At 56.7% G+C, this 20,863-nt stretch carries 17 protein-coding genes and 1 pseudogene; 5 read left to right on the top strand and 13 right to left on the bottom strand.

Annotated features, from left to right (window positions below):
- Positions 1–72 precede the first annotated feature (72 nt).
- The 8 genes and pseudogenes from HBN61_RS15740 to HBN61_RS15775 all read right to left on the bottom strand — a co-directional run bounded on the left by HBN61_RS15740 (position 73) and on the right by HBN61_RS15775 (position 8,646).
- Positions 73–1,008, bottom strand: coding sequence for a recombinase family protein (locus HBN61_RS15740; protein WP_262498783.1), 936 nt, complete (start codon positions 1,006–1,008; stop codon positions 73–75).
- Between the two features lie 58 nt (positions 1,009–1,066).
- Positions 1,067–3,274: pseudogene (locus tag HBN61_RS15745) on the bottom strand (transporter substrate-binding domain-containing protein); the annotation flags it as partial.
- 8 nt (positions 3,275–3,282) lie between these two features.
- The gene (locus tag HBN61_RS15750) at positions 3,283–3,909 is read right to left on the bottom strand and encodes a response regulator transcription factor (protein WP_094995009.1); all 627 of its coding nucleotides are present in this window, start codon (positions 3,907–3,909) and stop codon (positions 3,283–3,285) included.
- Between the two features lie 367 nt (positions 3,910–4,276).
- Entirely contained in the window at positions 4,277–5,608 is a 1,332-nt protein-coding gene (locus HBN61_RS15755) for a deoxyguanosinetriphosphate triphosphohydrolase (protein WP_170047119.1), read from the bottom strand.
- Between the two features lie 140 nt (positions 5,609–5,748).
- The gene (locus tag HBN61_RS15760; RefSeq protein WP_094995011.1) at positions 5,749–6,090 is read right to left on the bottom strand and encodes a hypothetical protein; all 342 of its coding nucleotides are present in this window, start codon (positions 6,088–6,090) and stop codon (positions 5,749–5,751) included.
- Positions 6,087–6,461: a phage holin family protein gene (locus HBN61_RS15765; RefSeq protein ID WP_094995012.1), complete on the bottom strand. Its 375-nt coding sequence runs from the start codon at positions 6,459–6,461 to the stop codon at positions 6,087–6,089. The genes HBN61_RS15760 and HBN61_RS15765 overlap by 4 nt, the downstream gene beginning before the upstream one ends.
- Before the next feature lie 2 nt (positions 6,462–6,463).
- On the bottom strand, positions 6,464–6,778 hold the full coding sequence (locus tag HBN61_RS15770) for an ElaB/YgaM/YqjD family protein (RefSeq protein WP_094995013.1): 315 nt from the start codon (positions 6,776–6,778) through the stop codon (positions 6,464–6,466).
- Positions 6,779–6,909: 131 nt separating this feature from the next.
- Positions 6,910–8,646 (bottom strand): monovalent cation:proton antiporter-2 (CPA2) family protein, encoded by a 1,737-nt coding sequence (locus HBN61_RS15775; protein WP_170047121.1) that lies wholly within the window; start codon positions 8,644–8,646, stop codon positions 6,910–6,912.
- A 174-nt stretch (positions 8,647–8,820) separates the two neighbouring features.
- Between HBN61_RS15775 and HBN61_RS15780 the strand changes: the two genes are divergently transcribed.
- Positions 8,821–9,918 carry an acyltransferase family protein gene (locus HBN61_RS15780; protein WP_170047123.1) on the top strand — a complete coding sequence of 366 codons (1,098 nt, stop codon included), beginning with the start codon at positions 8,821–8,823 and terminating at the stop codon, positions 9,916–9,918.
- A gap of 78 nt (positions 9,919–9,996) precedes the next feature.
- Positions 9,997–10,245: a glutaredoxin family protein gene (locus HBN61_RS15785; RefSeq protein WP_170047125.1), complete on the top strand. Its 249-nt coding sequence runs from the start codon at positions 9,997–9,999 to the stop codon at positions 10,243–10,245.
- Between the two features lie 51 nt (positions 10,246–10,296).
- On the opposite strand, the gene HBN61_RS15790 is transcribed toward HBN61_RS15785, so the two are convergent.
- The gene (locus HBN61_RS15790) at positions 10,297–14,565 is read right to left on the bottom strand and encodes a dermonecrotic toxin domain-containing protein (RefSeq protein ID WP_170047127.1); all 4,269 of its coding nucleotides are present in this window, start codon (positions 14,563–14,565) and stop codon (positions 10,297–10,299) included.
- Positions 14,566–14,768: 203 nt separating this feature from the next.
- Between HBN61_RS15790 and HBN61_RS15795 the strand changes: the two genes are divergently transcribed.
- Positions 14,769–15,659: a pseudouridine synthase gene (locus HBN61_RS15795; RefSeq protein WP_170047129.1), complete on the top strand. Its 891-nt coding sequence runs from the start codon at positions 14,769–14,771 to the stop codon at positions 15,657–15,659.
- A gap of 69 nt (positions 15,660–15,728) precedes the next feature.
- Here the strand turns inward: HBN61_RS15795 and HBN61_RS15800 are convergent, their stop codons facing one another.
- Together HBN61_RS15800 and mobA are read right to left on the bottom strand one after the other, a co-directional pair.
- Positions 15,729–15,950, bottom strand: coding sequence for a YgdI/YgdR family lipoprotein (locus HBN61_RS15800; RefSeq protein ID WP_094995019.1), 222 nt, complete (start codon positions 15,948–15,950; stop codon positions 15,729–15,731).
- 103 nt (positions 15,951–16,053) lie between these two features.
- Positions 16,054–16,623, bottom strand: a complete 570-nt coding sequence (gene mobA, locus HBN61_RS15805; RefSeq protein ID WP_169965761.1) for a molybdenum cofactor guanylyltransferase MobA — start codon at positions 16,621–16,623, stop codon at positions 16,054–16,056.
- A gap of 79 nt (positions 16,624–16,702) precedes the next feature.
- On the opposite strand from mobA, the gene moaB reads away from it, so the two are divergent.
- Positions 16,703–17,242 (top strand): molybdenum cofactor biosynthesis protein B, encoded by a 540-nt coding sequence (gene moaB, locus HBN61_RS15810; RefSeq protein WP_094995021.1) that lies wholly within the window; start codon positions 16,703–16,705, stop codon positions 17,240–17,242.
- A gap of 22 nt (positions 17,243–17,264) precedes the next feature.
- Positions 17,265–18,452: a molybdopterin molybdotransferase MoeA gene (locus HBN61_RS15815; RefSeq protein WP_169965820.1), complete on the top strand. Its 1,188-nt coding sequence runs from the start codon at positions 17,265–17,267 to the stop codon at positions 18,450–18,452.
- A 60-nt stretch (positions 18,453–18,512) separates the two neighbouring features.
- Here HBN61_RS15815 and HBN61_RS15820 read toward each other — a convergent pair whose 3' ends face one another.
- Positions 18,513–19,442 carry a glycosyltransferase family 2 protein gene (locus tag HBN61_RS15820; RefSeq protein ID WP_170047131.1) on the bottom strand — a complete coding sequence of 310 codons (930 nt, stop codon included), beginning with the start codon at positions 19,440–19,442 and terminating at the stop codon, positions 18,513–18,515.
- Positions 19,439–20,863, bottom strand: coding sequence for a lipid II flippase MurJ (locus HBN61_RS15825; protein ID WP_169965758.1), 1,425 nt, complete (start codon positions 20,861–20,863; stop codon positions 19,439–19,441). Before HBN61_RS15825 ends, HBN61_RS15820 begins: the two co-directional genes overlap by 4 nt.

Below are 20,863 nucleotides of genomic sequence, written 5' to 3' on the forward strand. Positions count from 1 at the left end.
TCGGCGGGTTTGCTTGCGCTTGCCGGCGTACTCAAAGTCGGAAAAGCTCATCTGGCTCATGGGCGGCTCGGATCAGGTGTTGCGGGGATTCTCGCATAACTGAAGGCTTGTTCGGAGATTCCTTAGTTTTGCACTAATTCTGTGAAATTCTGACTCACTGATAATCGCAGGATAGTAGTTTTTAATCTCTTTGTTAACGATTGTTCGCCTGCCATTTTCATCGTTTTTCATCGCGAGAAAAGAGCCGTAAATTGCTGGTTTGTGAAGAAATTTTCCGACACTGCTATCCGTGTATTTCCTTGCGTTGCTCTCTTTGTTTAGTTCTTTTGAAATTAATTGAAAACCCATTTCAAAGCACAACTCTGTCGCTTTTTTTACTGCTTTTGCGTGTTCGTTTAATACAAATTTTCCGTCAATAAAATCAATCCAAAAAGGGCAGCGCTTAGTTACTATTCCACCATTAGCCCCTTTTTCGAGATTTCGGGCTTTTGCGTCTAAAACTCTGCTGCTCTTCGCTCTGCTCTCATCATTAGCACGTTCAAGAATATTTTGAATAAGATTTATATCTGAACTGCTGTTTATTTTTCGTTTTGAATATAAGCGATTATCGAAAAGTGTATATATTGCACAGTCTGATTGAATTATTGAGATGATTAGTTCTAATGCGTCATACCCGCCGACCCGCGAAATCCTGTCGAATGACTCGACAAGAAGTAAAGCGTTAGGTTGAATTTCTTTTGATTTGATACGTTCAACGAATTTTGCGAGTTGTCCAGATTTGAGATTTTTGCCTTTAAAAGCCGAAACCCCAAGGTCTTCATAGCGTTCGACTTGTCGAGCGCTGGGGTATTGCTCGAAAAAACGGTTGATTTGCTCAATCTGTCTAATCTCGCCAAAGCCTAGGCTCTGGGCTTTTGAAGAGAAACGCACGTAACTGTATACGTTTATCGTTTCATTGCTCTGGAACACGTCAGAGAAGGCGTGAGGCAGTGGATTTTTGAAGGTCATAATGCTCTGAAAGCCCCGGAAATTCTGGATTGTAGCATTTTATACAAAAGGCTCTGTTCATTGCGTTCATCGGCGTACGGATTTCATGGCTCATGGTTGCCAGAAAGGTGCTTTTGGCACGGTTGGCCTCATCTGCACGCTCTTTGGCAGCACGCAGTTCGTCCATCAGTTGACGACGATCACTGATGTCAATCCAGCCCCCGATAATGCCTTGAACTTCGCCCAGAGAATCCCGGTAAGGGAGAATCCAGTGATAGATCGTGATGGCCTGATCGCCCAAGTGCAGTTGACGGTCCATGATCAATGGAGTGCCTTCGCGTATGACGCGCAGGTAGTCCGCCTGGAAGTCGTGTGCTTCGTGTTCATTGCTAATGGCACGCCGGGACTTGATGACTGTCTTGCCGATTACATCCTCGCGTTTGGCTGCAAAGGCTTTCAGGTAACTGTCGTTGCAGGTTTTCAGTACGCCTTCACGGTCACGTACGTAAATGGGATGGGGGGTCTCATTGACCAGTGCGCGCATGAATTCGAATTGGTCGTTTAGCGCGCGCTCCGCCCGTTTGCGATGCTGGATCTGACGGCGCATGTAGGCATTCCAGAGCAGCGACAGTAGCAGCAGCAGCGTGGTACCGATGATGACTTGGTAAATCAGGCGATGATAATTGCGCCAGTAGCTGTCAGAAGCTGGGACATAGCCCCGCCAGCGACTGTTGATAATCCCCAGTTCATCGGGAGCAATGCTGAGCAGGGCTTTATCGAGGATGGTGCTCAATTCGCTGGCATCACGGGCGGTCGCCAACGCGAAAGTGGCGGGTTGGGTTCCGATCGTGGCGCTGATTTGTAAACGGTCCTGAAAAAGCTGGGAAGCCAGCAGGTAGTTGGCAATGACCAACGTATTGACCGCCCCCTCGACTTTTCCTTCTGCCAATAGCTGTGTGGCCTGATAAATGTCGTCGGTTTCAACCAGGGTAATGTCGGGAAATTCTTTTTTCAGGTAATGGGTCAGTGGATTGCCCAACGTCAGTGCAAGACGCTTACCGGCTAATTGTTCAAGATTTGAGGGGTGGTCATGGCCTTTTTCAGTCAGTAGAACAAAAGAGTTTTCGAGGTAGGGGCGGCTGAAGTGGAGCTGGCTCTCCCGGGACAACGAAGGGCTGATCGCTGAAATGATGTCGGTTTCGTGACGCTGGATCATGTCGATCATGTTGCCCAGACTGCGGGTTCGCTGGATCTCGAAACGTAATCCGGTACGCAGTCGAATCATTTCAAGTAGGTCTGCGGTAATGCCCCGAAAATTACCTTCGGCATCGAAAAAGCTGAGTGGGGCCAGGGTTTCGTTGACCACGACCTTGACCGTGGGGTGTTTGGCCAGCCAGCGCTCTTCCCGCTCGGTCAGTTGAAGTTTTTGGTCGGAGAGCAGGATATCGCTACCTGCGCTCCAACGCTTGGCGATGCTTTCACGTTCGCTGTTGGGGATGGCCGCCAGGGTGGTATTGAGAATGTTGAGCAGCATGGGGTTGTCGCGGTGCACGGCGAAGCTGAAACCATACGCTTCATGCTTGCTGAAATTGGCCATTTTGATGTTTTTCAAATAGCCCTTGTTGATCATGTAGTGCGTTGAAATTGTATCGCCAAGAAAGACATCGGCCTGATCGAAGGCTACCGCATTTATTGCATTCTGATAGGACGGGTAGGACTGGATAATTGCCTTGGGATACAGCTTTTTGACATCCTCCAGTGGCAAATAGTGGTACACCATGCTCAGGCGCAGGCCTTGCAGACCTTGGGTCAGCGAGCGATTTTCCCCTTCGCGGCTTACCAGTACAGGCTGGTCAACCGCGTAGGGAATGGACAGGACCAGGTCGGGGTTCGCTGCTTCATAGCCATTTGAGGTACCGAGCATATCGATGGTGCCTTCCACGAGTGCCTGAATCGCCTGGTCTCGTGAAGTAAAGCGTTGAACCCGGATGGACACGTTGAGAGCCTGAGACAAAAGCCCCGTGTAATCGGCGGTAAACCCTTCGTAGTCCTGACCACTGGTGGTCATGTCAAAAGGCGGGTAGTCCGGAGACGAAATACCCACCCGTAATATGCGCTTTTCCTGCAACCAGGTACGTTGATGCTTATCGAGAGGCGCTTCCTGATAATAGATGCCCGAGCGGCTTAGCAATGAATAGTTGTCACGGCCGGTGGCATGGGCCAATACCGGGTAGCACAGGATGAAACCTGCGATCAGTGATAGGAAGTGTATTAACCGCGTGGGCATCCTGTTTCTCACACTAAAGAATTGCGTTTGGCCAATTCGATAAGATCAACCAATGAATTCGCTTTTAGTTTTTGCATGAGTCTCTTCTTGTAAGTGCTCACGGTTTTGTTGCTCAGAAACATGCCTTTGGCTATTTCCTTGTTGGTTTTGCCCTGTGCAAACAGCTGCAAAACCATCAGCTCCCGGTCGTTGACCGATTTGAATAGTTCGATCTCTGAATAATCACCACCCTCGTGGCGTTCTGGTGTCAAGGCCTGGCTGGGGAAATAATTGTAGCCAGCGAAGACAGCTTTAATTGCACTGACAAGTTCGCTCAGTTCTTCTTGTTTACACACATACCCGGCGGCCCCGGATTGCATGCAGCGCATGGCGAACAACGTAGGAGATTGCGCTGTCAGGACGAGTGTTTTAAGGGTCGAATTCATGGCGTTAAAGCGTGCAAGCACTTCCAGTCCGTCGAGTTTCGGGATGCTGATGTCAAGAATGATTAAGTCCGGGACACATTCGCGCACCATTTGCATGGCATCCACACCGTTGTCGGTTTCACCGACTATTTCATACCCTTCATGTTCTAACAACATACGAATAGCGAGCCGGATAACCGGGTGGTCGTCAACAATAAAGACGGTGGTCATAGTTAATTCCTGTTAAGCGCGGTATAGAAAGCGCGCACCATAGCTCAGTTATAGGAGTGGGCACACGAACCCTTTGGCCTACAAACGTAGTATGGGAAAAATCCTACGCAAATTAAGGCGCAAGAGCACGGCTGCTTGATATGAGGAAGTGCCGTTTGTTTAAAGCTTTGGCTGTTTCTTGACTGATATGTTTGATATGCAAAGATTAGGTTTAGTATGTTGAAGGAAATGGACTACAGATATTTAAGTTGTTTACATGTTGTGTTTGGGTATTTGGTTTTAATTCTTTCGCGTGAGGTGTCATTTTCTGACAGTGCAATACAAGGCTAATCGCTGAGCGTGATTAGCCTTGTATTGAGGGCGGGGCTCAGGTAGGGCTTGAGCGGCCAGTCATTTCCCTGGCCATTTCTGTGGCGTAGCTGTCGGTCATGCCGGCGATAAAGTCGATGATGCGCATGAAGGAACGGTGCAGTGGCCAGTGAGGGGCTGGCGCGTTATTACCCAGCAAGTCGAGGATGCGACGGCTCTTGAATGAGGGCGTACGACCTTTGTGCTGCTCCAGCGCTGCCCCGCAAAAGGCATTCAACAAGATCTCCAGCGTCGTATAAGCACCAATCTCATGAAGGGTTTTGCGTTTGTCCTGAAATATCTTGTGCCTGGCCATGTTTTTGGCATCCAGCACGCAACGTTTTGCCGGACCATGCATATGCTCGACCAAATCGCCCGACAGCGTGCCTTCAAGCAATGCATCCTGCTGCTCGACAAATGTACGTGCCGCCGCATTGGTCAAGTGTTCAATGGCTTTGCCGCGCAGAATGGCGAGCTTGCGCCGTTGCGAGTCTTTGGGCCCCAGCTGGCGATAGGTCTGCGGCAAGTCATCGCCTACCAGCCCCAGCAGCAAGGCTTCAACTTCCGGATAGGCCAGTAAATCCATTTCCAAACCGTCTTCGAGGTCAATCAAGGCATAGCAGATATCGTCCGCTGCCTCCATCAGATAGACCAGAGGGTGACGTGCCCAGCGTTCGTCCTCGAGTTGCGGGAGGCCCAGCTTCTGGGCGATCCCTTCAAGCAGGGGAAGCTCGCTCTGATAGCATCCGAACTTGTGTTTTTTGTACCCGAGCGAATCGGCATGCTTTGCCGTCCACGGGTATTTGAGGAAGGTGCCCAGCGTGGCGTGGGTCAGGCGGGTGCCTCCGTCAAACTGGTGATATTCCAGCTGCGTGAGCACCCTGAAGCCTTGGGCGTTGCCTTCAAAACTCAGGAAGTCCAGTCGCTCGGCGTCACTCATGTCATCCAGCCAGCCGCGGCCAGCGGCCTGTTGAAACCAGTTTCGGATGGCGTCTTCGCCCGAGTGCCCGAAAGGCGGGTTGCCGATGTCATGGGCCAGACAAGCCGACTGCACCACCATTCCAAGATCGCCGGGGTCACACCAGTCAGGAAGGGCGCCACGCAGGGTTTCACCCACGCGCATGCCTAAAGAGCGGCCGACACAACTGACTTCCAGTGAATGGGTGAGGCGGGTGTGAATATGATCATTGCTGGTGACCGGATGAACCTGGGTTTTACGGCCAAGACGGCGGAATGCACCCGAGAAGATGATGCGGTCATGATCTTTATGGAAGGGGCTGCGCCCTAGTTCTTCCGGGCTGTGATGGGGTTTTCCGAGACGTTCGCGATTAAGTAGGGTTTGCCAATCCAAGGCGCAGTGCTCCGTCAGTGAGTCCGGGCTCAGCTTCTCGCTTCACGCAGGAGGGTGCAAGGGGGAGGAGGTTGCAAAAAAAGGCGCAGCGCGCAACCGTCGTTCAAACAACGGTCACGCGATGCGCCGGTCAGGCATGTTCAAGGCTTGCGCGCTGTACCCTGGATGACCAGTTTGATCAGCGGCAATAAACCGGTCGTCAGGCCAATCAGGCGTGACATGCGGCCGGTGCCCTTGGAGCGTGCACCTTTGCCTGTCAGAAAGCCCAGCAGGGTAACAGCGGCCACGCCCCATAACGGGGCGTGCTTGATGCCGAGGCTATCTTGCCAGTTAGTCGTCATCCCGCGCATCTTCTGCAGAGGTTGCATCAGTTGCTGGGCTTCGTGGCGTATTTCCTGGCGGTGCATCTCCATGCGCAAGCGAATCAGCACTTTGCGCATTTCACGCCGGGACGCTTTTGGCGGCATTTCAGGCAGGTTCATGGCAACAAACGCTCGCGGTCTTTGGCCAGCTCTTCAAGCGTGGCATTGAAAGGAGAGGACTCATCGAACACCGCCGCTTTGAGGCGCAGGCCGCAGAAAATGGCGGCCAGCGCATAAAACACGCACAGTCCGATGATGCCGGCCAGACGATAACTGTCCCAGACCAGAACCAGCACCAGTGCCGAGAGCCCGATCAGCAACAACAGACCGAACACCAGTGCCAGCCCCGCAAATAGCAACAGACTGACCGTACGCGCTTTCTGTTCTTGAAACTCAATGCCGAGCAACTCGACATGGCTGTGCAACAAGCCCAGAAACGCGGCACCCAGGCGCCGGGGTGAGGAACGAGGGGATCCGGATTCTTCTGTCATATTCAGCGCCGAGTCGCCAGCAAGCCGATCAAAAAGCCCACGCCAGCAGCAATACCGACCGATTGCCAAGGGTTGGCCTGGACATAATCTTCGGTAGCGACCACAGCAGCCTGCCCGCGCTCCTGAAGGGTTTCCTTGGTTTGTTCGAGTGATTCACGGGCCTTTAGCAGGCTGTCCTTGATCTGTGAACGCAGTTCGTCAGCCTGATCGCCAGCCAAAGAGGCTGTGTGTTCCAGCAAACGTTCGGTGTCGGCAACCAGCGTCTGGAAGTCAGCCATCAAAATCTCTTGCGCATTTTTTGCTGTATTGCGGGCCATGATGATCTCCGTGAGTGGCTTCTTGATGGTTCAGAGTGTAGGCATGGATTGAAGGTTCACTGAAAATCTGTCGCCGGGCATGCCGGCGTCTGAGATGTTCACCCTCGGTTGTGACAAGACCTTACCTTAAATTACTCACCTTCGCGGGTGAACCCCGGGGTTTCGCGTGCGTCAGCATTATCCAGGCAGCCGTCCAGCAAGTGATAGCGGTTGTGACGGACCTCATCGACCCGGTGGCGCACACTGCGCTCCGGTATGCCCAGAAGGATCAGTGCGTGGGAGGCCAGCATCAGGCTCGACTCCAGCAGCTCCGGCACCACTTCAGTTGCTCCGGCGGCTTTGAGTTCGGTGAGCAGACTGTCGTCGCGGGTGCGCACCAATACAGGCACATCGATTGTGATTAAACGCGCCTCCTTGAGCACGCACATGGCCACGTCGGTATTGTCGACGGCGATCACCAGCAAGCGCGCACGGTCCAGGCCCACCGCCCGCAGTAAATCCCCGCGGCGAGCATCGCCGTAATGCACGCAACTGTCGACTTTGGCCGCTTCCTGAATGCGATCCGGGTCGTAATCCAGCGCGACGAACTCATGCTGCTCACTGCGCAAGAAGCGTCCGATGGACTGGCCGACACGGCCGTACCCGCACATCACCACATGCCCGTGTAATTCGGCGTTCTGTGCGGCGATTTCTTCCAGTTCCGCTTCCTCGTTGGACTTGCGGTGCAAGCTGGCCGCAATTTGTGGCGCTGCGCGTAACAGCAAAGGCGTCAGCAGCATGGAGCAGAAGGTGGCAGCCAGCAGGTAACCGGCCATTTCTGGCGGGATCAGGGCACTGCTCTGCATCTGCGCCATCAGCGCGAAACAGAACTCGCCGCCTTGGGCCAGGGCCAGGCCACTGCGCCACGCGGTCTCGCCATCGCTGCCGCGCATTTTGACCAGCAGCGCAACCACGGCGCCCTTGATCAGCAACAGCGCCAGGGTCAGCCCCAGAATCAGAAAACCGTCATGCACGAACAACTGCAGATCAATCAGCATGCCGATACTGACGAAGAACAGGCCCAGCAAAATGTCACGGAACGGGCGAATGTCTGCTTCGATTTGATGACGGTAATGGCTTTCACCCAGCAGCATGCCAGCGAGGAATGCCCCCAGTGCCGGCGACAACCCTAACAAGTGGGTAAGCCACGCCGTCAGCAGCACGATGACCAGGGCCAGCAATACAAACAGCTCTGCCGAGCGCGAGGCTGCGACTTCATGAAACAGGCGCGGTAATAGAAAGCGACTGGCCAACAGCAAGCCGACAAACAGAATCACGGTCTTGCCCAGTGTGACGGGCAACGCCCAATACCAGGCCTGATCGCTGCTGCCGGCAAACACCGGCACCAGGGTCAGCAAAAGTACCGCCACGACGTCCTGAAACAGCAAGACGCCAATTGCGTTCTGGCCATGGCGACTGAAAATTTCCCCCAGGCTGGTGAGTTCCTTACTGACGATGGCCGTGGATGACAGCGCGAGGCCGGCACCGAGCAGGAAGGCGGCATTCAGGCTCATGCCAAAGGCGTACAGCAACCCCCCCAGCACCAACGAGGTGCACACCACTTGCAGGCTGCCCAGCCCGAACACCACCTTGCGCAGTGCCAGCATTTTGGGCAACGAAAACTCCAGCCCCAGCGAAAACAGCAGAAACACGACGCCAAGTTCGGCCAGATCGGGCAAGTCCGGGCTGTCGTTGATCCAGTCCAGAGCGGTTGGCCCCACGAACAGGCCCACGCACAGATAGCCCAGCACCGGGGGCAGCTTCAATCGCCTGAAAAAGGCAATCACCACCAGTGATGAGGCGAGGATGATCAATAAATTGGCAAACACAAACGTCTTCCCTGTGAGTTCAAATAAAAAAGTCGCGAGCTTCCAGCAAATGAGGGGGGCTGGCGCTGATATGCATCATTCTTTGAGAGCAAAATTCCAAAATCACGGTCCTTCGCTATGCTCAGAACCAGCAGTTTAATGGGATGTTGAACAAGCGTAGTCGTCAGGAGCGTTATGGAACGTCTGTATTCCCTCCAAGGCTTGAGAGGCGCTGCCGTTCTGGGGGTGGTTGTATTTCACATGGCCTCGGTTGAAGCGAAGTATTCCGGGGGCGATCTTCTATTGCCAGCATTGGTGAATTTTTTCCAACTGGGCGTCGATCTTTTTTTTGTCATCAGTGGCTTTGTTATGGTGATCGTCACCCGTGGCCGTTTTCAAAACAAAGTGCAGACCCAGCGCTTTGTGTTTAATCGACTCTCACGTATTTACCCCAATTACTGGCTGTATTTCTTTATTACTTTGGGGGTGACCCTGGCCCTGCCAGGTGTCGTGAACACCTCCCACGGCAGTTCTAACTGGCTAATGTCGTTCCTGCTGCTGCCCAATGACCGGGTGTTGTTGGTGATGGTGGCGTGGTCACTGGTCTTTGAACTGTGGTTTTACCTGGTGTTTACCGGCTTGCTGTTGTTCAAGGAGAAACACCTGCCACTGCTGCTGGGGGTGTGGGCGATCGGGTTGATTGGCTTCAACGTGTCTGCCAATTGGCAGGACTTCAACCCGGCATTGAAAATCATGCTTCACCCGTATGCGCTTGAGTTCATCGCGGGCAGTGCGCTGGCCTTGTTTTTTTACAGCAAATTCAGCGCCAGGTTGCCGACGCCCTGGGTGTGGGCAACGCTGATAGCCGCTCTGTGTATCGGTTTTCCCTTGATCTATGGCTATCAGTTATTTGCTGCCGAGGGGCTGATGCGCATGCTATCGGTCGGTGGTGTTTTTGGCGCACTGGTGGGCGCACTGGTGCTGCTGGAGCGCCGTAAACGGATCCGCGTGCCTGCGTTCCTGATCTTTACCGGTGATATGTCCTACACGATCTACCTGTCGCACCTGTTAGTGCTGGGTGTGATCGGTCATCTGTGGCAACGGGTCGGGGTGTGGCCTGCCAGCCCTTGGGACAATGCTGTTTTCCTGCTGCTGATGATGGCGGCCGTGTTGTGTTACGGGGCACTGGCGTATCGTTTTTTCGAGAAACCGGTGCTGGATTGGGCAACGGCCTATTGCGCCCGAACATTTGCAGTCAGTCCACGGCATTCGCAAACAGGCCCGGCCAAATGACTGTGCAGTTTGATTGCAGGTCGACGACGGCATGGGAGGCTCTTAAAATGGCGGCTTATTTCCTTCAGGTCGAAAATCATGCTTCCCGAATGTCAACTGTTCGGCACATTGGGCTGTCATCTGTGTGAGATCGCGGAAGCGCAATTGATGCCGCTTATCGAACATGGGCTGTTGGTAGAACTGATCGATATCGCCGAAGAACCCGCGTTTTTTGACACCTATAGTTTGCGTATTCCGGTATTACGCCGTGTGGACACGGGGGCTGAGCTGGACTGGCCTTTTGATGTAGAGCAGGCGATTGGTTTTTTGCGCGTTATGGATTGTTAACCCTCCAGCTGCAGGCCGCACGGCCTGCAGCTGAGAGCCTGCCTATGTGTGTCACGCCCTATAAATAAACCCGGTGGGCACGTCAGCGAGTGGCGTCTGCATGACCCCTCCTAAAAACGCCAGTAATTTACCTTCATGGCGGGCTGTTTTCATGGCCAGCGACAGCGGTGACAACGGGTTGCGCTGGATCATGGCCTCGATCGACTCCGACAGGGTTTTGGCTAGCGAGATCTGCGGCGAGTTGATGCTGTGCAGCTGTAGATAGTTCATGGTTGCGGCCCCCTTGCGGCGGAACACCAATTCAGTGGCACTTGGGATGTCCGGATAAATTTGATAGCCGAGGCGCTCCAGCACACGTCTCATCATGTTGTTCAGGCCCAACGGTTCATTGAGTAGCAAGCGTTCGCTGGCGAGCAGAATCAGATCCAGCTGATTGAAGAATGATGTGCGTGCCAGTTGCCCGAGCGTGAAGGTCTTATTGCCGGCGGCTGTGCCTTTTTGCGCCAGCAGGGCGAGCGGGTCCCCAAGATGGAGATGGTCTGGGACGGCGTTGCCTGTGCGCCAACCATGCAAAGTGTTGTTGATAGTGCGCATGCGTTTCGGGGTCAGGTCGGGGCTGGAGGTATCGGCGAATTGATACAGCCTTTTTGCCACTGCACTCCTTGAAACAGGTGTCAGGGCCGGCAAAAGAGAACCGACAAACTGGGCCAGCGACTTATGGAAAAACGGCGGGTGGACAACCCATTGGCCATTAATGAACTCGGCCAGCCGGGGTTGCAGGTAACGGCTCTGGTGAATCAGCAAACCTAACTGTTCATACGTGTTGCAGGGTTTGTCGGGGTAGCGGATGAACACCCGGTTGCCTTGGGGGAGATTGCCCTGTGGCAATATCTCGTAATACAGCTCGTCAATGTTAATGACCCGGTAAGTTCCTTTTGCATCGGTGACTTTGGAGATGGGCGGGTTCAGGCTGACCGGGGTCAACTGTGTTGCTTCCAGGGCTTGCCCCCAGTGTTTCCAGCTCGTGTTGTTCAGGGGTTCAATCACCACCGTCGTGGTCGAAACCACAGGCTGTTTTGGCGCGTTGCGCGGGAAATCCCCGGCGGGTTCCGCAAGCTTGCGTTTATTGCTCAGGCCCACAGTGCTGCTGGAAGTGCTCGGCTGTACCCGGGCGGCTGCTTCCCCCAGTCCGGGTTTCAAGTACTGCCTGGACCAGATCGGAAACACGTGATGTTTGACCAGGTATTCCGCCAGGTCCAATTCCAGCCGCATTTGACTGGCAGGGGGGAAGTCAAATTGATCAAGCAGTTTTCGCGCTTCTCTAAAGCTGAAATTGGGGAATGCAACACGTACCCGAAACGGCGCGAGTGTGGAGCGAATCCCGCCCAGCAAGCCTGCCTGCGCTGTTTCGATGCGCCACACGCCCTGGCTGTCACGGGCTATGGGGGAGCGATACCAGGCTTGTGGATTGCGCATGTCGATCACCCGCCACAGGTTCAGGTGCGAGTCGTGGACGATTTGAAACCAATGCTCATCTTGATGAATGAAATGCTGTAACGAGCCGCTGCCCGAGGGGGCTCTTTCATAAATGCCCTGATAAATGCCATCGCTGCGCAAGGTCAGGTCAGACACGCTGTGGCTGTAACTCAGTTTTGGATCAAGGGGGGGAGCGGGGGTAGCAATCGTTTTAGGCCCGCGAATGAAGCCAACGCCGATATCAATGCTGGCGTCTGCCCAATGCGCAATCATGCCCACCCAATGCCCGATGGCTTCCCTCTGGCTGTCGCGTTTAAGGGCGTCGATGAAACGCCACAGCGACATCAGGCTGCGTCCCAAGGCGATGGGCGCGGTCACTTTTAAAGGCAGTAGCATGGTCACCACGTCCACCACCGTTTCAATGCTGTTCCAGACCGTGAGCTGATTGATTTCGGAGGTGGAGGTACTCAGTGCTTCGGCATTGGCGATGCCATGCCGCGCTTCGGCCAAGCAGGCTTGCTCGATGAAATTGCCTGCAATAGGTATGAGCTTGATATCGGGTGCTCTCAATCCTTGCTCAAGCAAGAGACGGACCCGCGCCTTATTGCCTTGACTGACGCGCGAAACAAAGTAGTCGAGCAACTGCGGGTTGCCCAGAAAATGCCTAGCAAAATGCTGGCGGCTTTCGAACTCCCTGAATCGTTTTCCGTCCGGCGCATACGGGGTGTACACCACCAGCGACTTGACGGGGAAATGGGGGGGCGGCGCAATAATATCGAGCATCACCAGCGTGCTGTCGATTGGATGGGTTGCAGGTGTACCAAAGATCAATACACCGCGCACGGTGGCTTCGCTGATGAGCAGTTGGAAGGTGGCAAGGGCATGCCCTTCAAAGGTCGCCGTGAGCTCCGGATTTTCGGCCGCTTTAAGCGCCGCTTCCACCCATCGATATCCCCGGTCAACGCGATCGGGCGAAAAATCACCGTTGATCTTGGCCTCCAGTGCATCCACCTGCATTTGCGCATGCATCAGCCGCATGGCGGTTTCACGTCGCGCCACGGCCTTGGGCGAATCGATCAGTGCATCGTGCAGATAGGCGGGGTAGTTATCACCGATATTGACGGTTCGGATAATGGCTTTGATTTGCGCTGCATTGAGCGGAGCTGCGGCGGTATCGCTGTTATGAACGGTGGTCACGCGGGCCGTCAGTGCGTAGTCAATGTCAAATTTGCTGACGTTTTCGATGGCCAGTTCCGTCATTGTTCGTGTGGTGCTGCTCAGCCTGATCGTAGGTCCGGTACGCGAAAGGCTGTTTACTGCCGTGTAGGAGGTGGGGGCCCAAGCTGTCGGCGGAATAACCGGCCCGGCCCCTCGCTCGGCAGCGGTGACGGTGATCAGGACCGTGTCGGGATCTACGTTCAGCCCATAGTGCACCTGAATATGTTGCTGCAATTGTTCACGCGCATAGCGCAGCAAGAAGGGCCTGTCGCCAAATTGTTCGGCTGAAGGCTCACCGTTTTCATTGGCCAGCAGGCTCATCAGGCGATAGTGCTCAGACGCATCCAGCCAGGCCTGACGATCGGCGCTGTTGGCTTTAAGCAGCCATTCACGGGCTTTTAGTGCGATGCGTTTAACGGATCGCGCATTCAGCGCATTGGCCTGTTTAAAACGATGCGCGTAGTCGACAACGTGCGCCAAGCCTTCGCTGATTTGCGTGACTGAGCGGTTAGCCGAATGGAGCAGGACGTGGAAAATATTCTGTTCACGCTGCTGGTCATGGGCGCTGAATAGGTGCTCGAACAGGGAGCCCTCTATCTCGGTGAACACCAGCCCCAGCGGCGCCTGCGGCCCTTTATCCCACGTCAGGACCCGCTTCAGGTCCTGGGTCGAAAGCAGTTCCAGCAGCGACTCAAATTCTGACGTGCTGCGCCAGCGGCGTTCGATTTCATCGTGCAAGGCTTTCAACGAGGTAAAACCCGACAGGCCACCGGAAGGCGTGTACAGCACCACGGTGCCAGCATCGGCGCTGGCGCTGATCTGCACAGCCGCTGTTTTGACAGGAATCGCATACGCCCCGGCTGCATCGTCCGCACCGGTGCCATCCCGGGCGGTAATGACAAATGCGCCCGCCAAATCAGCCAAGGCTGGGTCGTCCTCGGTTTTCAGTGCGAGGGCGTAGACGGCGGGTCGTGAAAACGCGGGCAATGCTCCGCGTGCCGTGACAGTCGGGTAGCGCACGATGTGATCGATCAGCACGCGATGATCCGGAATCAGGGTGCCGTCGAATGACAGCAGTTGAGATTCGACGGTCAGCAACTCACTGAGCTTTTCCTGTAACCAGGCTTTGCGGGTACGGGTGCCGGTCAGAGGTGTTTGTGCGTGCCAGAACGCTGTCGTTTGTTGCTTGAGGTAGCGTTGTAAGTGTTGGCGGACGTCGCCACAAAAGCCCTCAAAAAGGGCGATATCCAGAAGTGAGTTTGTCGCCTCGACCTGCGTGGAAATAAAGGTTCGTTCTTTTGGGTAGCGCGGGTAAAGACCGGTACGGAAGGTATCCAGAACCGTGTCCAACACGCTTAACGGTTGCGGTCTTACAGAGGAGGACGTCTCGCCGCTGGGTTTGACGATCACCAGCAGACGCTCCGGGTCAAGCGGGTCGGTTGCGTCAGGGAAGGTTGTGTTCAACGCTTCTTGCAGCACGGATTCAACGGTGGGCTGTTGCGCCAGTAGTGTTTGGATCTCGACGTCCAGCGCTGTCCACTTCTGGACATGCTGCCGTTCTGCAGGGGGGCTCAACGAAACCAGTTCGGCGCTCAAGGCATCCGACAAATGAAAGACATCACTCATGGGCATCACTCACGAAAATTCTGATACCCCGGCCTTGTATCTCGGTCCAGCCGATAGCCGGGAGGGGGAGGGAAACGTGAGCAGTGTGTACCGGCATAAACGCCGGAAATGGCTACATATATAGGGTGGGATGCGATTGGCGGTTTCTTGAACGGGGACGCTGGGCGATAATCCCGACTGCTTTTTTATTGCCCGAGCCCACTATGTCGCCCCCTGTTTTCAACGCCGCCGCGCATCAAGCCAGCACCCTGTATCTACCGCCCGGCCAGTGGTCGACGGTACTCGACTGCCTGTGTGATCACTTTCGCGCAATCAGCCGCGAGCAATGGCTCGATCGTATGGCCCGCGGTCGGGTGCTGGATGCCCACGGGGAGCCTGTCAGCCCGCAGTTGGCGTACAAGGAAGGCCTGCGCATTCACTATTTTCGTGAAGTGCCCAACGAAACGCCGATCCCTGTGCAAGAGACCATCCACTATGCCGATGAGCATTTGGTGGTGGCCGACAAGCCTCACTTTTTGCCGGTGACGCCTGCGGGGGAATACGTGGAACAGACCCTGTTGCGTCGGTTGATTCGCACCCTGGGCAATCCGAATTTGGTGCCGCTGCACCGTATTGATCGTCACACCGCCGGGCTGGTGCTGTTCTCGGCCAACCCGGCGAGTCGCTCGGCGTATCAGTCGTTGTTTCCGACGCGCAAAATCGACAAGCACTACGAAGCCATTGCGCCAGCGTTGCCGGATCTGCCACTGCCCCTGGTGCATAAAAGCCGATTGATTGATGGCGAACCGTTCTTCCGCATGCAAGAAGGCCCAGGTGTCAGCAACACCGAGACGCACGTAAGCGTGATCGAAAAAAATGGCGACTTGTGGCGTTACGGGTTATCGCCGGTGACCGGCAAGAAGCATCAATTGCGGGTGCATATGGCGGCGTTGGGGGCGGGGATTTGCAACGACCCGTTTTACCCACAGGTGATCAAGGATGCTGAGGATGACTATGCCAACCCGTTGAAACTACTGGCAAAGACGTTGCGCTTTACCGACCCTGTGACAGGTCAGGCGCGTTTTTTCGAGAGTCAGATCAGCCTCGACTGGTAAGAAACAACACGCGGGGAGCCATAAACAACAAAACCCGCACCAGGCGGGTTTTGTCTTAATGCATGAAACTTACAACTCTTTAACGGTGCGAACCTGATCTTTGTTGATGCGGGTTTCTTTACCGTCCAATTGTTTGAACTGGTAGAAGCCCGAATCTTCATCGTACTTAGGCGTGTCGATTGCCTGGATTTCACGACCGTCGTTGAGTGTGATCACGGTTGGCGAAGCACAGCCAGCAAGGGCGGCCAGGCCAGCAGTGAGCATGAGAGCGGCGAGAGTCCGATGAGTCATGGTGTTTCTCCAACAAATGAATGTGCGTGATAGGTAACTGACCCTGAGACGTATACAGCGTCTGCAAGTTCCCTGAAGAGTGGCGCAAGAATAGCTATTGCGGTTAGTCCAGTAAATCCGGGGTATTGAAATTGACCAGCCGCGGGTCATTGTCTACGCACTCGCAAGCGTGTGCATTGAGCTTAAGCATGATATTGCGCGGGCTGCGTTCGCCGTTTGCCCAGGCATTATCAAACACGCCGCGCTGGTTCACGGGGATGACGCAGAGCAAGGGTTCCCACTGTTGGCCCTGGCGCACCATGACCGGTCGGCCGGGGTGCTGACCTGCCGTATCGAGCAACCGGGCAATCAGTGCGGCGTCGATCTTCGGTACGTCACAGGGCAGCACCAGCAGATGGGCATGCCGTGCTGCTGCCAGACCCGCGCGGATCCCGGCCAATGGCCCGTCGAAGTCGTCGTTGCCATCGCTGACCAGTTGATCGGCCAGGGCTGCGTAGCGCTCGCGATTACGGTTGCAGGAAATAATCAGGTCATCGGTGAAGGGACGTGCCACGTGCAGGGCATGGGCGATCAGCGGCTGACCCTGCCATTGCACCAGCCCTTTATCTTGCCCGCCCATGCGCTGGCCGCGTCCGCCCGCCAGAAGCAGGATGGAACAAGGTAACCGGTTCATGAATTGACTCCGCGCAGTCAGGCAAAAGAAGGGCTGTGATATAACACCGGGCTGTTCTTCCTACAACTGGACCTCGTCTATGAAAGCCAAGGTTGATGCGCCTTTCGTACCTTTGAACATCGCTGTTCTGACCGTCAGCGATACCCGCACCCTCGACACCGACACCTCGGGTCAGGTGTTTGTCGACCGCCTGACTGAAGCGGGCCATCGATTGGCGGCACGTGTGTTGCTCAAGGATGACCTGTACAAAATTCGCGCCCAAGTCGCGCAGTGGATTGCCGAGGATGAGGTTCAGGTGGTGCTGATCACCGGCGGCACCGGTTTTACGGCCCGCGACAGTACGCCTGAGGCCGTCAGTTGCCTGCTGGACAAACAGGTGGATGGCTTTGGTGAGTTGTTCCGGCAGATTTCCGTGGCCGACATCGGCACCTCGACCGTGCAATCGCGCGCGCTGGCCGGTCTGGCCAACGGCACGTTGGTGTGCTGCCTGCCGGGTTCGACCAATGCTGTGCGCACGGGGTGGGACGGGATTCTGGCCGAACAACTGGACGCCCGTCATCGCCCATGCAATTTCGTGGCGCATCTGAAGCAGGCAACGGCCTGTGAAACCCGTGGGTAAGCCGGGCCGTACCGGCGAGTTGATGCCGGTTGAAGTGGCACTGGCGCGCCTGCTGGCACTGGCTGAAGCCGCGCCGATTCGCGACACCGAGACGTTGCCACTGGCGGCCTGCGAGGGGCGAGTGCTGGCTCAGGATCTGATCGCCACCCTGGACTTGCCGCCCTGGCCGAACAGCGCCATGGACGGTTATGCGCTGAACCTGGCCGACTGGACCGGGGAGCCGTTGCCTGTCAGCCAGCGTATTTTTGCCGGTCAGGCGCCCGAGGCGCTGACTCCCGGCACCTGCGCGCGGATCTTCACCGGCGCGCCGGTGCCTGCCGGGGCGGATTGCGTCGAAATGCAGGAAAACGCGCAGGTACAGGCCGATGGCCGGGTAGTGTTCAGCCAACCGTTGCGCGTCAATCAGAACATTCGCCCGCAAGGGCAAGAAACCACCGTCGGTGAGGTGGTACTGCCCGCAGGCACCCGCCTTGGGCCGATCGAACAAGGACTGGCCGCGTCGTTGGGCTGCGCCACGCTTGACGTGATTCGCCGGGTCAACGTGGCTGTATTGTCGACAGGCGATGAACTGATAGAGCCAGGGCAGCCATTGGGGCCGGGGCAGATCTACAACAGTAACCGTGTGTTGCTGTGCAGTTGGCTGAGCCGTCTGGGGTGTGACGTGCTCGATGCAGGCATCTTGCCGGATGACCTGCCTGCCACCCGCCAGCGCCTGATTGAGTTGGGCGAGGTGGATCTGATTCTCTCCACCGGCGGCGTTTCGGTCGGTGAAGCTGACTTTCTGGGGGTTGCCCTGCGTGAAGAAGGTGAGCTGGCGCTGTGGAAGCTGGCGATCAAACCCGGTAAACCTTTGACCTGTGGCCACTACCGTGGCGTGCCGGTCATCGGGTTGCCGGGTAACCCGGCTTCGACGTTGGTGACGTTTGCCTTGTTGGCGCGCCCGTACCTGCTGCGCCGTCAAGGGGTGCAGGCGGTCGAGCCGCTGACCTTCCAGGTGCCAGCCGGTTTCGTCTGGGCCAAGCCGGGCAATCGTCGCGAGTACTTGCGCGGGCGTCTGGAGCAAGGCCATGCAGTCCTCTACAACAACCAGAGTTCCGGCGTGCTGCGTAGCGCCGCGTGGGCCGAAGGGCTGGTGGAAGTGCGTGAAGGCAGCACGCTGGCGCCAGGCGATGAGGTCGGGTTTATTCCGTTGAGCGAGGTGCTGGGCTAACCCCTGCGCCGTTACTGACGATCCGCGCGATGGCTGCACGTGATGCAGCCATCGCACGACTCAGGCAAACGGCCCGTCCCAATAGCGTTGGTACATGCCGAGTTTTTTCTTCCAGCGAGTGGGCAAGCGTCGCTCCTGCTGACCCAGTTTGTAAGCCCCCAGTTTGACCGCGTTACGCAGCAGCGAGCCGGGCCAGTCGAGCACGCGCCGGGGGCCCAAAAACGTCAGTTCGGATTTCACGTAGCGCAACCCTTCACCCCCGGCCCCGCCAAACGTCTGCCGGATCCACGGCTCGCGGGCCTGAAAAACGCCAATGTCAAAGTAGCGGCGAAACTCTTCCTTGAGCGAATAGTTGTGCGAGTGCCGACAGCACGCCAGGCCTTCGTACGCGACTTTCCAGCCAGCCAGCAACATTTTGGCGGCGACGTACATGTCCTCAGACAGGATCACATGGTTTGGAAAGCCACCCACGGCGATCAGCGCATCACGCCGATACGCGGAAAACGAGTTGGACATGAACGCGGTCTTGATCCCCAACTGCGCCGCATCGTCGAGGCTTTTGAGCTGCGAGGTGGGCGGATAGTTGAAGTGCCGCGCATGTTGCGCCAACGGCACGGCATCCAAATGCGCTAACTGCCGCCCGCACACCGCGCCCACAGACGGGTCGCTAAACGGGCGAACAAGCGCGGCCAGCGCGTCGGGGTCGTCCAGATAGGCATCCTGGGTCATGAACACGCACACATCGTAGTCCGGGTTGCGCTCGACCATCATCTGCCGCGTGCCGCCGTGGTTAAAGTCCTTGCTGTCGATGCGCTGCACGTTCGGGCAGCGCGCCTGCGCCAGCTCGAAGGTGCCGTCACGGGAGCTGGAGTCGACGATGAACGTGTCGAACTCGGCGTTCTGGCGCGCCAGTGAGTCCAGCAGGCGCTCCAGTTCCTGACGACCGTTGTAGGTCGGGATAATGCAGGCAACCCTGAGCAGCAAATTCATTGAACCTCCGGTTTGTCCGTGCCCCAAGGGCGTAACCACAGGGCCAATGCCAGCATCAGCAATGCGCCGAACGCAGTGCTCAGGCCCAGTTGTAGCCAGATGGACTGCAGTGGGTGCAGCAACAGGGCCGACACCAGCATCATGCCCAACCCGAGCAACCAATGGCTGCGCCACGGCACGTGGGCGAGCAGGTGTTGGCGGCGCATCAGCAGCAGTCCGGTGAGCACCACGCCTCCCACCGCTGCCAGGGCAATCCCGACCAAGCCAAAGAAAAACGGCAATACGGCCAACAGGACCGCGTTGAGCAGGCTGCCGATCAGTTCGCACGTCAGCGGCATGCGCGTGTCTCCAGCAGCGTAGGCATAGCGGGCGAGCAGTGCGTTCCACGCGCCAAACATCAAGGGCACCGAAAACCACGCCAGCAACTCAGGCAAGGGGCTGTCTGCCGCCTGGTTGGGCAGCAGCAGGTGCACCAGCGCTCCAGCGGCGCCAATCAGACCGGCCACGGCGGGCACGGTCAGCAAGGTGGCGCTGGCCAGCCCCTTGCGCAGCAGGCCCAGACGTTGCTCGCCCGAACTGCCACTCATCAGGCCCAGCAGCACTTGATTGAGGCTCATGAGGGCAATCAACGGCAGGTTGATCAGCTTGCGCGCCAGGTTGATCCACGTGACCGAACCTTCGCCCAGCAGCGAGGCGACCATCCGTTCCAGCAAAGCCAGCCCCTGACTGGCCAGGTTACTGCTCAACAACGGGCCGATGCGTTGCAGCAGCTCGCGGCTGGCACCGGGCGCGGACTCAATCTGCCAGGGTTTCCAGCCGTCGCGGTACAGCGTCAGCAGCATCACCGACGGCATCAGCACACTGCCCAATACGCAGGCGCTGGCCAGCCCTTCGGCGGTGGATTGGTGCTTCAAGAGCGCCAGGTACACCACCGGCGGCAGGTTAAACAGCAGCGATCCGAGGCCGGCCAGCACGAACCGTGAGCGGGCTTGCAAAGGGACGCAAAACAAACCGTGGAGCACAAAGCCCGGGGCGCACCACGCCAGAATGCGCAAGCTGTGGCTGGCCAGTTCGTAGCCCTGAGTGTCGAGGCCGGGGCCGATCAGGCGTACCCACAGCAGCGAACCCAAGCCGAGAATCCCGCTCAGCAGCAGTCCGCACAGCAGCAGGCGAGGGGCCAGCGCGCTGAGCCAGGCGCGTTGCGCCAGCGGTGAGCGTTGCTGATACAACGGCAAGGCGGCCGCGCTCAACAAACCTGCGGCCAGCGCCATGCGCAATGCTTCAGGCAGGAACATGGCCACTAAAAAGCCGTCACTGCGCCCGCCCGCGCCCCAGGCAGCCACCAGCAGCCACTCGCGGGCGAACCCCGCCGCGAGCCCGGTAAGGGTTGCCAGGGTCAGCCACAGGGTTGATCCGAACAT

Origin of the sequence: Pseudomonas sp. WS 5071, assembly GCF_012985765.1 — a bacterium.
Lineage (GTDB): Bacteria > Pseudomonadota > Gammaproteobacteria > Pseudomonadales > Pseudomonadaceae > Aquipseudomonas > Aquipseudomonas lundensis_A.

Bases quoted from the DNA above. Each gene is read 5' to 3' on its own strand.
- HBN61_RS15760 (WP_094995011.1), bottom strand. From the start codon at position 6,090: ATGAACCTGCCTGAAATGCCGCCAAAAGCGTCCCGGCGTGAAATGCGC.
- HBN61_RS15740 (WP_262498783.1), bottom strand. From the start codon at position 1,008: ATGACCTTCAAAAATCCACTGCCTCACGCCTTCTCTGACGTGTTCCAG.
- HBN61_RS15800 (WP_094995019.1), bottom strand. From the start codon at position 15,950: ATGACTCATCGGACTCTCGCCGCTCTCATGCTCACTGCTGGCCTGGCC.
- HBN61_RS15815 (WP_169965820.1), top strand. From the start codon at position 17,265: ATGCCGGTTGAAGTGGCACTGGCGCGCCTGCTGGCACTGGCTGAAGCC.
- mobA (WP_169965761.1), bottom strand. From the start codon at position 16,623: ATGAACCGGTTACCTTGTTCCATCCTGCTTCTGGCGGGCGGACGCGGC.
- HBN61_RS15750 (WP_094995009.1), bottom strand. From the start codon at position 3,909: ATGACCACCGTCTTTATTGTTGACGACCACCCGGTTATCCGGCTCGCT.
- HBN61_RS15790 (WP_170047127.1), bottom strand. From the start codon at position 14,565: ATGAGTGATGTCTTTCATTTGTCGGATGCCTTGAGCGCCGAACTGGTT.
- moaB (WP_094995021.1), top strand. From the start codon at position 16,703: ATGAAAGCCAAGGTTGATGCGCCTTTCGTACCTTTGAACATCGCTGTT.
- HBN61_RS15770 (WP_094995013.1), bottom strand. From the start codon at position 6,778: ATGGCCCGCAATACAGCAAAAAATGCGCAAGAGATTTTGATGGCTGAC.
- HBN61_RS15765 (WP_094995012.1), bottom strand. From the start codon at position 6,461: ATGACAGAAGAATCCGGATCCCCTCGTTCCTCACCCCGGCGCCTGGGT.
- HBN61_RS15820 (WP_170047131.1), bottom strand. From the start codon at position 19,442: ATGAATTTGCTGCTCAGGGTTGCCTGCATTATCCCGACCTACAACGGT.
- HBN61_RS15795 (WP_170047129.1), top strand. From the start codon at position 14,769: ATGTCGCCCCCTGTTTTCAACGCCGCCGCGCATCAAGCCAGCACCCTG.
- HBN61_RS15825 (WP_169965758.1), bottom strand. From the start codon at position 20,863: ATGTTCGGATCAACCCTGTGGCTGACCCTGGCAACCCTTACCGGGCTC.
- HBN61_RS15785 (WP_170047125.1), top strand. From the start codon at position 9,997: ATGCTTCCCGAATGTCAACTGTTCGGCACATTGGGCTGTCATCTGTGT.
- HBN61_RS15780 (WP_170047123.1), top strand. From the start codon at position 8,821: ATGGAACGTCTGTATTCCCTCCAAGGCTTGAGAGGCGCTGCCGTTCTG.